This is a genomic window from Microcystis sp. Msp_OC_L_20101000_S702, assembly GCF_007095705.1.
In the GTDB taxonomy this organism is placed as follows: domain Bacteria; phylum Cyanobacteriota; class Cyanobacteriia; order Cyanobacteriales; family Microcystaceae; genus Microcystis; species Microcystis ichthyoblabe_A.
Genome location: NZ_SFBO01000135.1, coordinates 18342 through 32473 on the forward strand (window position 1 = coordinate 18342; position 14132 = coordinate 32473).

Below are 14132 nucleotides of genomic sequence, written 5' to 3' on the forward strand. Positions count from 1 at the left end.
AAGAAGGAGATCAAGTCAAAAAAAGAACCCTGGCCAACGGCTCGACTGAGCTCACCGAACACCCTCTCAAAATTACCCGATGATATTATCGACAATAGATATCTTCAAAAATTATAACCCAATCACAGCTTGCTTTTAGCTTGTGTACTAACTGACTATTTATATGGCTGAAATGTATATCTATCGTTGCTAATTCAATTGCACTGAAAAAATATGAGACAATTAAAATCATTTTTACTTGGTTAGATTCCTTAACTAGAAAAACTTTTAGTATTAAGATAATATTATGGATAGGTCTGATCTGAAACTGGCTCTCAAAGGGGCAAGACTGTCAATGAGTGAAGACATTACCGCTCATTTTAAAGTGATTAGAAGTCTTCGTTTGTGCTATCATTTAGATGACTTAAGTTTTCGTTCCACTAAAGTTAAAGCCAAAACCTGTAAATGCCATCATAACACCTGTAACCGACTAAGATTAAGAATTAGAAACCTAGTTGATGAACTACATCACAAAGTAGCTAGATTCTTAGTAGAAAACTTCGATGGGATTTTATTGCCGACATTTGAAGTATCAGAAATGGTCTTAAGGTCTGGAAGAAAAATCCAATCAAAGTCTGTTAGACAGATGTTAACTTGGTCACAGTATCAGTTTAAAATATTCTTAAGATCTAAGGCATTTGAGTACGAAAAAACCGTTATAAATTGTTGTGAAGCTTATAGGTCAAAGACAGGTAGCCGGACTGGTGAATTAATCGATAATTTGGGTGGAAAAAAAGTAATTAAATCAGAAATTGATGGGCGACAGATGGACAGGTATCCTAAGGGAGTACGGGGGTTCTTCCTTCTTGCTCTGGTAGATACACCCTCGTTCAAAGACTCTTTGAGCGTGCATTGTTAACCCATTAACAGAAATGTTAAGCTGTTCCTAATTCAAATTGCTTGTTGAAACGAGGCAAGAGGCAAAAGTAAAGGGATTGGGGGAAATTCGGCTAATCCAAGAATAAGCGATTAAAATACGTCTTAGCTTAATCAATGTTAGCAAAAAAGTATCGGTATAAACAGAAATTATGTATAGTCTTGACGTTAATTTTCTTAAAGATCGCCATCTTAACCAAACAGCCTCTAACTTCGAGGTTTCCACCGTTATTGACCGAAGTAAACAAATACCCCTGTTCATCGGTGTGGGAGTTGGGGCCGGATTATTGGCACTGACGGGATTACTCGGTTTAGCCGTCGGTTGGAAAACTGGCGAAGCTCAGGCCGAAATTCAGCAATTGGACGGGGAATTAGGTCAAGTACAAGTCCAAAGTAAAAAACTAGAAGACATCAGAGGGGAACTAAAGGCGGTAGAAGCAGAAAATCAAGCTCTGGTGGGTGTATTCAATCAGATTAGTTCTTGGTCAGCCATTCTCCAAGAAATTCGCCAACAAACTCCTCCTAGGGTGCAGTTAAATAGTGTGCAACAGGTGGAGGTTCCCGCGAACCCCAATCAAGGGCAACCCAATTCGGCTACTCGCTTAAAAATCAGTGGTTTTGCCAGTAATTACGAAGCAGTCAATGATTATCTCTTAACTCTACAAGCTTCTCCTTTTTTGCAGGGTAAGCAAACGGTGATCGAAAGTGCTGCCCTGGCCGATTTACCCGTAGAGGTGGACAATCAGTATAAAAATATTAATATTACTTTCCCCCAAGTGGTTCAATTTGTGATCACCGCCCAATTAAGTGATACTCCCACCACTCAACAACTGCCCAATCTGGTCAGGAATGGAGCGATCGGAGTTATCACTAGGATTAATACTCTCAAAAGCCAAGGAGCGATTCAACCATGACCTTTAACGAAGAATTTGAGAAGCTGAAATTAGAGGAATTTCAGGAGTATCCTATCGCTTTCGGGATAAATTTTACTCCCCGTAATAGTGGCATCGCTGCCGCTATGCTAGGTTTACTTGGCTCTCTCTATCTGCTTTTTAACTGGGTGATGCCCGCTTATGATACCTTGCAGCAACTGCAAACCGATGCCGCCGACAAACAACAACTGCTAGATCAACAAAAAAGCCGTCTCGAATTTTCAGAATTCCAAAAAATCGAGAGTCAGTTACAACAACAAAAAGCTATGAAACAGCAAATACTCTCGCTTTTTGCTAGAGAAAGGGACTTAAGCACTATTCTCTTAGATGTTAGTAATATCTTTAAGTCTGGCGATGTTAAGCTGGTTAGTTTTCAACCCCAAGGACTAGAACCGGTGGTAGTCTCCGATGGTTCCCTTGGTAGTGAGGTTAATAATAAGCTCAAACGTCAAACTTTTAACGTCAAGATTCAAGGAAACTATGTTAACACTCAAGAGGTTATTCGGGATTTAGAAAGATTACAGCCGCTCATTTTGCTCAACAGTCTCAATACCCAGATGGAAAAGCAAGGATCGACGTTTAAAGTAGTTAGTACTGGCAACAATAAGGCCACTATCGTTCCCCAAGGCGATCGACCCGTGACCACGACTTTTCTTCTCAATGTAATTATTCCTCTCAGTGCCGCCGAATTAGCCAAGTTAGCACTACCCCCACCTCCTGAAGGTCAACCCCCCGCCGAAGGTCAACCCTCCGCCAGTCCGCGCCAATAATAGTCTTCAATCCGGTGTGAGTATTGCGTTTTTTGTCCGTTGAATCCCGTAATCGTTGAGGAGTGAAGTTAAAGTGAATCCGTCCCGTTATGCTCTGTTTATCCCCCCAATTGCCTCGTTTTTATTGATGGCTCCCCTGAGCGTCTTGGCCGAAACCGCCATTTCCTTCCATGGTTCAGAGTTAAAATCTGCTACATCAAAAATTGAATTTTCGCAAGAGTTTAGTCAAGAAACTTTACAAAAATCGCTAAATCAGCTTGTCCCTTCCAGCGCGGCCGTAGAAAAGGAAATCAGCGATCGCATTTTAGACAGTGAAAAACTACTTGCCCAAAGTGCGCCCCTTGTCCCCAATCCGGAAATTATCATTCAAGGCATACCTCAAGCCCCCGGCGCTCCCACCCTACCCCGGGCCGTCGCCCCACCAGTGGGAGATATTGCCATCTCTAATATCGATGCTAGTGCCGAAAAGATCAAATTTGATCGCAATATCATCGTACCTCGTGTTTTACTGCGGGAAGCTTCCGCTAGAGAAGTGTTAATGACCCTTGCTAACATTGCCGGTTATAACGTCGTTTTCACCAGCGCCCAGGGGGAAGCTAACGCCACTTCTCAGACAGTTTCCTTGGAATTTACTAACGAATCGGTGGAAAACATTTTTAACGCCGTGTTGTTAGTTTCTGGACTCCAGGCCAACCGTCAGGGTAAGACCATCTTTGTCGGGGCGCAATTACCCCAGGGCGCTCGTAATCTGATTAGCCGCACCCTGCGCCTCAACCAAGTTAAAGCCGTCGCCGCCGCCACTTTCCTCGCCACCCAAGGGGCAGAATACCAGCGTTTAGTTACCCAAACCGAGGATATCGTCGATCCCCTCACCCAACGGGTCGTCGGTCGCCGGGATGTTCCTCCCACCCTAGAGCCCCTGAAACCCCAAAACACAGAAGGCTCAAAAGCTGCCCTACTTTTAACTGGTTTAAGAATTGCCGCCGACGAGCGCCTTAATTCTATCAATTTAATCGGCGAACCCCGACAAGTCCAGATCGCCACCTCCTTATTAACCCAACTGGATGCCCGTCGCCGTCAGGTGGTGGTTAACGTCAAAGTTATCGATGTCAATCTGCTCAATACGGACGAATTTCGCAGTAGTTTTTCCTTCGGGTTTAACGATGGTTTCTTCGTTCAAGATGGAGGGGCGGCAGTGCTGAACTTTGGTAATATGAACCCACCCGGTAGTGAGACTGTAGGCAGACCGGGGGCTTTTGCACAGCCTGTTGTGCCGATTTTCGATATCATATCGGGGAGTACAAACGCGGACCAGGAAATAGCACCTTTTTTTGATGTTCAGAATGGCGCTTCCTTTGGCCGTGTTAACCAGGGACCGAATGACTTTGTAGGTGGCACAACACCCTATGCTCGTCCCAGTTTTGGTCGCACTGTTAACCCCTTCCAACCCGGTTTGAGTGATGTTAATATTGACCCAGAGACGGGAATAATAGAGTATGAATACAAACCGCCGACCCTATTTCAATATCCCCAAAAATTCCTGATGACCCTGCAAGCCTCAATTCAGACAGGAAATGCCAAGATTCTCACCGATCCCTCGCTGGTGGTGCAGGAAGGTCAACAGGCCACCGTGAAGCTGACCCAGAAAGTGCTGGTCAGTGTTGAAACAACAATTGATACCAATAGCAATGGCAATGTGAGAACTACAACTCCTGTGTTTGGTGATGCTGGACTGACCTTAACCGTCGATGTGAATCAAATTGATGATAATGGTTACATCAGTTTAAATGTTGCGCCTACAATTGCCCAACCAGGTCCCCAGATTCCATTTAATAGCGGTGGGGCGACAATCAACCAATTGACTCCTTTGATTACCCGGGAATTATTATCGGGTTTAATTCGTCTCCGGGATGGACAGAGTTTAATTCTTTCCGGGATTATACAAGAGCGCCAACAAAGTTCTGAGACAAAAGTGCCGATTTTAGGGGATATTCCTATTTTAGGGGCTTTATTCCGCAGTCGGAAGAATACTAATAGTCGCAGTGAGGTGATTATTCTCCTCACTCCCAAAATCATCGAAGATACGGCCACCTCTACCCTCGGTATCAACTATCAACCGGGCCAAGATGCGGCGGAAGTGTTGCAGCGTCAAGGTTTCCCCGTACAACCACGACAGTGATCAGCTTTTTTCAGTAATCAGTAATCAGCTTCTGAAGCTTTTGCCTCTTGCATGAGTGCCTCTCCTGATAACTAGCCTATACTCAAAGGGGCTCTCCCAGGTTTGGTGGGTAAAATGTATTCTAAGATACAGTCTTGCGGGCGAGGGAGTGGAAGGAACCACTCCAGACACAGAGGACACAAAGATCGATCGCTACTATATAAGTTAAACTTATCACACAAAGTCGAGAAGAGCCAAGGATTTAGTCTAATAATAAGATGGAGCCGAATTCGCTGGTCTAAATATTCCTTTATCAGTTAAAAAAGCGAATAGCAACAGTCAGCTATTTTAGGGTTTACTAACCGCCGATTCTAACATAGTAATCGTTCCCTGATTAGCATCAAATTCTACTGCAATACCGATGGGAATAGTTTCAATAATTTCTAAATGTCCGATAGTTAATCCTAGACAAGCGGGAATTTTTAAGGGTTGGATATATTCTCTGATTACTTCTTCTAAAGTTAAGGAACCATACTCACTATTGGCACTACAATTGCTACATTGACCGAAGATAAATCCAGCTAAATTATCGAAAATTCCCGCTAATTTTAATTGATTGAATAGTCGATCAATTTCATAAACATCTTCACCAATATCTTCCAAAAATAGGATAGCTCCGGTAAAATTTGGTAGATAGGGAGAGCCAACTATTGAGGCTAAAGTGGTTAAATTACCGCCGATTAATTGACCTTTTGCCTGACCTTTAGTAATAGTTTGAATGCGGTTTTTTACCTGCATTAAACGATTAGCATCATCGGGATCGGGAAGATTTCTAAAAGTCAACTTTTCCCCAGAAAATAAAACCTGTCGAAAGCTTTCAGTTTGAGCGGTGCGCCAACTAGAAAAGGCATTGGGAGCATGGAAAGTAACTAAACCAGTTTTGGCATAAATAGCCAATAATAAGGAAGTTATATCACTAAAACCACAGATGATTTTCGGATGACGACGAATTAAATCGTAGTCGAGATAAGGTAATAAACGAGTGCTACCCCAACCGCCGCGAATTGGTAAAATTAGGGCAATATTATCATCAGCAAAAAATTGATTTATATCCGACGCTCGCTCCCTATCTTTACCAGCTAAATAACCATAACGATTTAAAGCGTGTTGACCAACTTTTGGGACTAATTTTAAAGCTTTAACAGCCTCAATGACTATATTCAAATCATCTTCTTTAAAAGTTGCCCCCGCCGGACTAATAATACCCACTCCGTCCCCCGGTTGTAGATGTGGCGGTTTAATTAGAGGAAAATTATTACTAACAACTTTTTTAGGAATTAGGGAAAAACTAAGAGCAGTTAGGGCAGTAGTAGTGAGAAATTGACGGCGCTTCATCCTGATAGTTGTTAGAGAAATGGCTCTCTTGGATTTGGTGGGTAAAATGTATTCTAAGATACATTGCTCCTAGCAAGGGGGTGGAACGAACCACAAAGACACAAAGGACACAAAGATCGATCTATCCTACTATGTAAGTTAAACTTATCACACAGAACCTAGAAGAGCCGAGAAATTGCAAGGGAAGCAAGAATTTAGGGATTACTGCTCAGAAAAAAATTTTTCACAATTACCCCGGCTAAGAGGACAATTAATGCCCAAACCTGATATTTTTGGTTTCCTTCTAATGAGTTTAGTCGATTTTCTATTCCCTCAACTTTTCCCGTTAACACCGCTTGTCCTACCTTTAAATCCCTCACATCTTTTTGTAACGAATCGATTTTTCCCTCAATCCGCATCAAGATAGTTTCTAGGGAATAAGTAACCGTTTCCTGAGATTGATTCATTTGTTCAAGACTTTTTAGTTAATTGTTGCCCTAGAAAAGCCATTATGCTTCCGATTTTGCCATATCGCGAATGATATCGCCGCGAGTGACAATACCAATTACTTTGTGGGTTTCTTCCTCAATCACCGGTAAACGACGCACATGACGATCATACATTAACGAGGCCGCTTCTTTCAAAGGGCGATCAGCCGTGATACTAATAGGTTTATCGGTCATTACTTCCCCCACGGTTTGACCGAGAGCTTTATGGAGTAATTTCTCGTGACGGCTAGGATTTTGTAGATAGATGACGCTATCGAGGAGCATAATGTAAGGAGGAGCTTCTACTCCCGTTTCCTGCCACATAAGGTCAGTTTCGGAGATAACCCCAATCAGTCGTATATTGTCATCCACCACGGGTAAACCACTAAACCGCTTTTCGGCCAAAATCTTCACTGCTTCAGACAGAGAAGTGTTAGCGGTGACGGTGATGGGATTGGGAGTCATGATATCGGCAACTGTTTTCGTCATCTTAGCGACCTGCGACAATAATGCTTTCTCTCTCTATCTTATCATTAGGGTAATCAGTCGCCGCTTAATTATGACTATTCTTCAATCTTCGGCTGAGAAAATGGTATAACATAAAAAGGAAATGGGATATTAATTTAGTTAGTTGACAAGGAAAAAGAAAAATGATCGCTCAACCTCAATACCCAGCAAGAATGACCCCGGAAGAGTATCTAGAATGGGAAGCTACACAGGAATTGCGCCATGAATATATTGATGGGGAAATTATCGCCATGACTGGGGGTAGTCTGCCCCATAATGATATTACCTTGAATTTTTACACTGCTTTAAGATTTCATCTCCGTCCGCGAGGCTGTCGAGTCAATGTATCTGATGCGAAAGTACAAGCTAATAATAGTCGTTATTTTTATCCCGATTTGGTGATTAGTTGCGATTTTAGGGATAGACAATCTCGTAATTTTATTCAACATCCACAAGTGATTATTGAAGTGCTTTCCCCTAGCACAGGAAACTATGATCGCACTAAAAAGTTACAATATTATCGTCAGATTCCTAGTTTACAAGAATACGTTTTAGTCGATCCTGAATCGATCAGTGTTGAGGTTTATCGTCGCGGTGAAGATAAAATTTGGTTTTACTGCGCTTATAGTCAAGGGGAAGAAATTATTCTATCTAGTCTCGATTTTCACTGTGCGATCGAGTTAATCTATGAAGGGATAAGTTTCGATTAAAGAAAGTTTACAAACAGGTCAAACCTTCCTAGAATTAAAATAAATACGTCCCGATTGTTTCGATAAATTCTATGTTACCGCCCCTATTAGTTCTTGATCCCTTGTTAGAAAACTGGTTACGAGAAGATCTCGGTAGAGGCGATCGCACCACCCAAGCAATTTTCTTCGGTCATGCTAAAATCGGTCAAGCTAGTTGGATTGCCAAGGAAGCGGGAGTTATTGCCGGTTTACCCGTAGCTGAAAGAGTTTTTCAACTGCTTAACCCCACTATTCACTTTACCCCCACCGTTGCCGAGGGGGAATTCTGCCCCAAATCTAAAGTTATTGCCGAGATAGAGGGTTCCTTCGATGCGCTGTTAATCGGGGAAAGAGTCGCTTTAAATCTTGCCATGCGCTTGAGTGGGATTGCTAGTGAAACTCGCAAATATGTGGAGAAAATTGCCGATTTATCGACAAGATTGGTGGATACTCGCAAAACTACCCCCGGATTGCGAATTTTAGAAAAATATGCCTCCGGTATCGGTGGCGCTATTAACCACCGTTTGGGGTTAGATGATGCAATTATGATTAAAGATAATCATATTCAAGCAGCCGGCAGCATTGAGGAAGCAGTGCTTCGTGTACGGCAAAATATGCCCTATCCTCTCACAATTGAGGTGGAAACCAGTCAATTAGAAGAAGTGAATCAAGCTCTGCAGCAGCAGGTAGAGATCATTATGTTAGATAATATGGATTTAGAGATGATGCAAACTGCTGTGGAGATGATCCGCAATTTTAATAGTAAAACCAAAATAGAAGCATCGGGAAATATTACCCTCGATCGCATTCGCAACGTGGCCGAAACAGGAGTAGATTATATTTCCACTAGCGCCCCAGTTACCCGTTCTACTTGGTTAGATATTAGTATGAAAATTGATTAAAAGGCTATATCAGTTATCAGTTGTCAGTTATCAGTTTTGATCACTGACTCCTATCTATTCTAACCTCGATCGCATCGCCAATATTTAAGTGTAATTGCTTTTGGGCGCTGCCACTATTGACGGCAATTTCTAACCCCCCGTGACTACCGATAAAAGCGACTATTTCCCCCGAAGGAACATCACTGTAGGTGTTTTTTGTGGGGATAATTTTTGGACCCAACTGCACTGACCAATTTTTTCCCTCTAGGAGATAATCGGGAATATTACTGATTAAATTGCCGAAAATGTCAATATATTGGATTTGTCCCCTCATTTTATCTTCCTCGATTTGCGGAACAGCGATCGCTAACTGTTGCAAGCTATCGGGATCAATAATCTCACCTAATATTTCTAGGGGTACTCCCTGGGCCAAATAAGCGGCCACAGCAGCAAAAATATCACGACCGTGAAAAGTAGTGCTAGGGTTAGGGGTGCGCCAATAGGAAGAATTATTGAGATTAACGGCAGATATAGCGGGAGATTGGCTTAAAATGCCACTAAATAAACCATTATCTGGCCCGACTAAATAACCACCAGCAAAACGAATCCCTACCCCGCGTCTTTTGCTTCCCACCCCCGGATCTATAACTGCCAGATGAATAGTGCCTTGGGGAAAATATTGATAGGCATTCAGGAGGATAAAACGACCAGCGTAGAGGTCTTGGGGCGAAATTTGATGATTCAGATCGATCGTGCGAGCATGGGGGGCAATTCCTGCGATTACTCCCTTGATAATGCCCACATAACCGTCCTGTAGTCCAAAATCGCTAGTAAGGGTTATTAGTGCCTGTTCCTTCATCGACTTGTCCCTAGGTTGGCCAACAGCGTTAATAAATCTTAATGGGAAATTCAGTAGCTAAAGATACAGTTCTCCAAGGAGAATGTTATGATTTAGATATAAGGTAAGTTAAGTCGCTCAAAAGTCTGTCCATCATGAACAAAAATCGTCAGCAAGTCCTAACACAGGCCACCGTCGCTCATAGAGAAACACTCCGCAGAAATTTGCAACACCGACTGGAAGTAGCTAGAGCGCAGGGAAATGAAGCTTTAGTGCGTCAATTAGAAGCAGAGGCGGCCTATTTGCACCTTCGTTAGATTTAATCGGTGTTTAGTCATAGTCTAGTTGTCGGTTTGTAGTGATCGGTATGCCGATCACTTTTTTTTAGGCGAATTTTTAGGAAAAAAATTGCCGATATCTCCACTGGCAATCCCTAAAATAGAAGGAACAGCAGTTTAGAGATCAAATAATTATGGCTTTTTTCCGACAATATATCGCCCCGCTCCTGACTATCTTAGTGTTTTTAGTGGCTCTGGTTGCCACTGGCATCCGGATTTTTTTGCCGGCAGATTTAGCGGCACCCGCTCCGATCGAGCCATCCCTGGGCATAATTTTCTCTTATCCTTGGCATGGCTAACCTTCCCGAAGATTATCGGCTGCGACTGGGCAAAATGGGCGATCGCTATCTACTCATTAATTTTCTCACCCGCAGCTATCAAGAATTTTTTCCCGAACAAAAAAACCTCTCCCATCTAGCTGATACAGTCAGACAGTTTTTTTGCCTTGATACTCCTCTGTGGATCGTCGAAGGACAACAAACGGCGATCGCTTGTCTCTGGATGGGGAGCGCCGTCGATCAGGTGACAGGCGATCGCTATGGTCATATTTTCCTAATTTACGTCGATCCCCAGCATCGTCGCCAAGGTATCGCCAGCGCACTAATCGATCGAGCTAAGGATTGGGCAAAAAGTCGCGGACAAACCCGCATCGGTTTACAGGTCTTCATCAATAACGACAATGCTCTCAATCTCTACCAAAATCTCGGCTTTCAAACTCGCTCTTTGCTGATGTGGAAAAATATTTAGAAACTTTTAGGAGCTGGTCGTCAGGAGACAGGATTCAGGAGACAGGAGACAGGAGATTATTTTATTTATTCTCCCCACACCCCACACCCCACACCCTGGCCCTAGGAAAAACTTTTTGCCGCAAACCCTAATTATTGTCGATCAAGCGACAAAGGTTAAAATTTGGGAAACACTGCAATACACTGGCAGTCAACGTGGTAAAAACACGCTATTTTAGTAACCTATACTAATCGCGCTTTAGGAGTAAGCAGTTTTCATGGACTCCCTGACAACCCTCCAATGTCAAAACCTAACTTGTCTATCCTCGAACGCTCTCACTAATAGATTCTGTGAAAAATGCGGTACTCCTTTAGTTAAGCGCTATTTATGGATGATGGGTGATTGGGTGAGAACCTATTATCGTGTTGGTGAGCTAATTGATAATCGTTATTTGGTCAAACAACCACAAATTGTTCTTGATACTAAACCCGCTCAAGCACCCGAAGCACCGGAAGAACCTCCTAGCTGGCTCTCCCTCTACCTAAAATTGTTACCATTTCATCTCCATATTCCCCAAGTCTATGGCTATATTCCCAGTCCCGACGAACGCTTAAATATGGACATCTGGCTGTTAGAATACGGCACTATTCCCCTCGATGAAACGGGAGAATTAATTTATCCACAACTATTGCCCACTCTGGCCGAGGTTTGGTCGCAAGCTTCCGATTTAAGGCAAATTCACTGGTTATGGCAAATGGCTAAACTCTGGCATCCCCTCCAGAAAAAAGCTGTGGTTTCTAGTCTGCTTAACCCTTTTCTGACGAGAGTGAATAATCAGCTGCTGCAATTGCTAGAATTAAGCAAAGACGAGGCTACCGCTCCCAATTTCAAAGATTTAGGGGCCTTCTGGTCCAGTCTGATCCCGACGGCAGCCGCTAATATTCAAGATTTTCTCGCATCCCTAACCCAAGAACTAGAATCCGGTGATCTCGATCGCCCAGAATCCCTGATCGCTATTCTCGATTATGCCCTACAGCACTACGGTGCAGGTCAAGAGCGCAGCTATGAGATTTTCACCTGCACCGATACCGGTCCGATGCGGGAACACAACGAGGATGGCTGTTATCCCCCAGCTAATCAGGCCATAACCCTGTCTAATGGTCAAAATCCCCTGGCGATTGTCTGTGATGGCATCGGCGGTCAGGAAGGGGGCGAAATCGCTTCTCAATTGGCGATCGAAACCCTGCCTAGGGAAATTAATCCCAGTCCCACCACTGATATGGAAGTCTATCCCGATAGTTACAGTCTTGTCCTCGAACAGGCGATTCGTGTCACCAATGATCTGATCAGTCAACGCAACGATCAGGAGTCAAGACAAGACCGCCGGCGCATGGGTACGACTCTAGTTATGGCCTTTGGCCATGCTCAGGAAATGTACGCAGCCCATGTGGGGGATTCCCGTATCTATTGGATTACCCCCCAGGGTTGTCATCAAGTGACGGTAGATGATGATCTCGCTTCTAGGGAAGTGAAATTAGGCTATCTCCTCTATCGTGATGCCATACAGTATCCCAACGCCGGGGCTTTGGTGCAAGCTTTGGGCATGGGTAGTGCCACTAATCTCCATCCCACTGTTCAGAGGTTGATTGTTGATCAAGATTGTGTTTTTCTCCTCTGTTCCGATGGTTTAAGTGATTATGATCGGGTAGAACAATACTGGGACAGTGAAATTCTGCCTCTTTTGCGAGGAGAGAAAACCGTGACGGCCGTGGGGGAAAGTTTATTACAACTAGCTAACCAGAAAAACGGTCACGATAACTCCACCATCGCCCTAGTTTATTGTCGGGTAGTTCCTGCGGCTGAAACTGTCAGGCCTTTAATTTATGCTGAGGTCAAAGAACGAATTATTCCCCATCTTAATGACCAAGATTTTGATCACAACGGGGACACCGACCCCGGAGAAGAAGTGGTGACGGCAATACCCACTCCCTCCCCTGCATCTTCTTCGGTTTCTAGTCGTACTTTTCCCCCCGCGCTCACTAGCGTTTCACCCCCGATGGCGGCGATCGCCGTCGGTGTTCTCGGTTTGCTGGCTGCGATCGCTTGGCAATTCTTGGGTCGTCATCCCGCTCCCAATCCATCGATTTCTCCCGCACCCGTCACCGGTCCGAGTCCCACGACCGGGACGACACCTCCCGCACCCGTCACCGGTCCGAGTCCCACAACCGGGACGACACCTCCCGCACCTGTCACCAGTCCGAGTCCCCCCAATGCTTCCCCTAACTAGGGTTTGCGGCAAAAAGTTGTTCGTGGGAACAGGGTGTGGGGTTTTACCTGAAGATTAATCGGCTTGTCGGGGGTTGCCTGAGCGAGTTAAGATAAAATGCCTGATTAACTGCCGAGTCTATCCTATGGTTGATGCTGCGACGTTCTCCTCCGACACCTCCGCGATCATTGATGCCTTTGAAACGCCTCTAGAGTTTAACTTTCAACTGCCGGATCCCGAAGATGAAACTATCCAAGATCATGACTTTCAGCAGCAACTGGATTCTTTTTGGAAAGTCTGCGATCGCTTTGATTTGCAAACAGAAATCTGGCGGGGGCGAATTTTACGAGCTATTCGCGACCGGGAGAAGCAAGGCGGTGATAGTCGCGGTACGGGCTTTTTAAACTGGTTAAAACAGCGAGAAATCACTAAAAGTCAAGCTTATGCTCTGATTCAATTGGCTAATAGTGCCGATACTCTCCTAGCAGAAGGACAACTGGATCCCGATAGTATCAATAATTTTAGTAAACGCGCCTTCGTAGAAACGGCCAAATCTGCCCCGGAAATTCAAAAATTAGTCAGTGATGCAGCCCGACAAGGGGAGAGAATTACCCGTCGGGAGGTGAAACAATTGGCCGATGAATGGACGGCGATGAGTTCAGACTTACTACCCGATGAAGTGAAGGAAAAAGCCAGCGATGGCAGTTTACCGGCGCGTCATCTCGCTCCCCTAGTGAAAGAATTAGAAAAGTTACCCGATGCTCATATCGACACTCTCCGTCAAGAAATCGCCGCTAATCCCGATGTGGACACGGTAAAATTAATCACCTCGGAAGCACGCAGTTTAGCTAAATATCTCGACGCGGCGGCCCAAGTACAAACTCTCCGACGGGGTAATTTAGATATTGAAATGGCTCTAGAAGAAGCTTTGCGCGTCGATTGTCTAAATACGGCGGCGGATCTGGTTAAACAAGCCACACAATTAGAGCAGGCTGTGGCTAAACTTTATACTACTTGGAAACGTTTGGGTAGTTTGTCCGATCGCCTCTATGTGGATACAGGAGCAAGTAATCCCCATCTGCGATCGATGTTAACCTGTTTAGAAAGTTTAACCAGTGAAGTGATCGAAGTAGAACTGGATGAGGGTGGGCAAAAAACGGTACGTTTACGCATTATCAGCGATGGGGGAAGTTAGGTGCTTTGTTGGCGGT

General features: G+C 44.2%; 15 protein-coding genes. 11 read left to right on the forward strand and 4 right to left on the reverse strand.

Annotation, left to right across the window (positions count from 1 at the left end; genetic code table 11):
- The first annotated feature begins 286 nt into the window (after positions 1–286).
- The 4 genes from EWV60_RS14530 (at position 287) to EWV60_RS14545 (ending at position 4796) form a co-directional block, all read left to right on the forward strand.
- Complete coding sequence (locus EWV60_RS14530; protein ID WP_287232998.1) at positions 287–898, forward strand: transposase; 612 nt, start codon at positions 287–289, stop codon at positions 896–898.
- A 169-nt stretch (positions 899–1067) separates the two neighbouring features.
- Positions 1068–1829, forward strand: a complete 762-nt coding sequence (locus tag EWV60_RS14535) for a PilN domain-containing protein (RefSeq protein ID WP_287233000.1) — start codon at positions 1068–1070, stop codon at positions 1827–1829.
- The gene (locus EWV60_RS14540; RefSeq protein ID WP_287233001.1) at positions 1826–2617 is read left to right on the forward strand and encodes a pilus assembly protein; all 792 of its coding nucleotides are present in this window, start codon (positions 1826–1828) and stop codon (positions 2615–2617) included. The genes EWV60_RS14535 and EWV60_RS14540 overlap by 4 nt, the downstream gene beginning before the upstream one ends.
- A 73-nt stretch (positions 2618–2690) precedes the next feature.
- Entirely contained in the window at positions 2691–4796 is a 2106-nt protein-coding gene (locus EWV60_RS14545; RefSeq protein WP_287233003.1) for a secretin GspD/PilQ domain-containing protein, read from the forward strand.
- Between the two features lie 327 nt (positions 4797–5123).
- Here the strand turns inward: EWV60_RS14545 and EWV60_RS14555 are convergent, their stop codons facing one another.
- The 3 genes from EWV60_RS14555 to EWV60_RS14565 form a co-directional block, all read right to left on the reverse strand.
- A complete protein-coding gene (locus EWV60_RS14555; protein ID WP_287233005.1) occupies positions 5124–6170 on the reverse strand; it encodes a S66 peptidase family protein in 1047 nt (348 codons plus the stop codon).
- Between the two features lie 194 nt (positions 6171–6364).
- Positions 6365–6616: a hemolysin XhlA family protein gene (locus EWV60_RS14560; RefSeq protein WP_287233006.1), complete on the reverse strand. Its 252-nt coding sequence runs from the start codon at positions 6614–6616 to the stop codon at positions 6365–6367.
- A 42-nt stretch (positions 6617–6658) separates the two neighbouring features.
- Complete coding sequence (locus tag EWV60_RS14565; protein ID WP_002750505.1) at positions 6659–7126, reverse strand: CBS domain-containing protein; 468 nt, start codon at positions 7124–7126, stop codon at positions 6659–6661.
- Between the two features lie 161 nt (positions 7127–7287).
- Here EWV60_RS14565 and EWV60_RS14570 point away from each other — a divergent pair, with 161 nt between their 5' ends.
- Together EWV60_RS14570 and nadC are read left to right on the forward strand one after the other, a co-directional pair.
- Complete coding sequence (locus EWV60_RS14570) at positions 7288–7854, forward strand: Uma2 family endonuclease (protein WP_002732108.1); 567 nt, start codon at positions 7288–7290, stop codon at positions 7852–7854.
- 71 nt (positions 7855–7925) lie between these two features.
- Entirely contained in the window at positions 7926–8774 is an 849-nt protein-coding gene (gene nadC / locus EWV60_RS14575; RefSeq protein ID WP_002750509.1) for a carboxylating nicotinate-nucleotide diphosphorylase, read from the forward strand.
- A gap of 40 nt (positions 8775–8814) precedes the next feature.
- On the opposite strand, the gene EWV60_RS14580 is transcribed toward nadC, so the two are convergent.
- Positions 8815–9612: an SAM hydrolase/SAM-dependent halogenase family protein gene (locus EWV60_RS14580; protein WP_002750510.1), complete on the reverse strand. Its 798-nt coding sequence runs from the start codon at positions 9610–9612 to the stop codon at positions 8815–8817.
- A 134-nt stretch (positions 9613–9746) separates the two neighbouring features.
- Here EWV60_RS14580 and pirA point away from each other — a divergent pair, with 134 nt between their 5' ends.
- From pirA to EWV60_RS14605, 5 genes are all read left to right on the forward strand, one after another.
- On the forward strand, positions 9747–9908 hold the full coding sequence (gene pirA / locus EWV60_RS14585; RefSeq protein WP_002733724.1) for an arginine synthesis PII-interacting regulator PirA: 162 nt from the start codon (positions 9747–9749) through the stop codon (positions 9906–9908).
- A 155-nt stretch (positions 9909–10063) separates the two neighbouring features.
- Positions 10064–10228 (forward strand): DUF8624 family small hydrophobic protein, encoded by a 165-nt coding sequence (locus EWV60_RS14590; RefSeq protein ID WP_002732944.1) that lies wholly within the window; start codon positions 10064–10066, stop codon positions 10226–10228.
- Positions 10221–10676 (forward strand): GNAT family N-acetyltransferase, encoded by a 456-nt coding sequence (locus EWV60_RS14595; RefSeq protein WP_002732819.1) that lies wholly within the window; start codon positions 10221–10223, stop codon positions 10674–10676. The genes EWV60_RS14590 and EWV60_RS14595 overlap by 8 nt, the downstream gene beginning before the upstream one ends.
- 256 nt (positions 10677–10932) lie before the next feature.
- Positions 10933–12942, forward strand: coding sequence for a PP2C family protein-serine/threonine phosphatase (locus EWV60_RS14600; protein WP_287233010.1), 2010 nt, complete (start codon positions 10933–10935; stop codon positions 12940–12942).
- Positions 12943–13066: 124 nt separating this feature from the next.
- Positions 13067–14116 (forward strand): hypothetical protein, encoded by a 1050-nt coding sequence (locus tag EWV60_RS14605; RefSeq protein WP_002777616.1) that lies wholly within the window; start codon positions 13067–13069, stop codon positions 14114–14116.
- Positions 14117–14132: the final 16 nt, after the last annotated feature.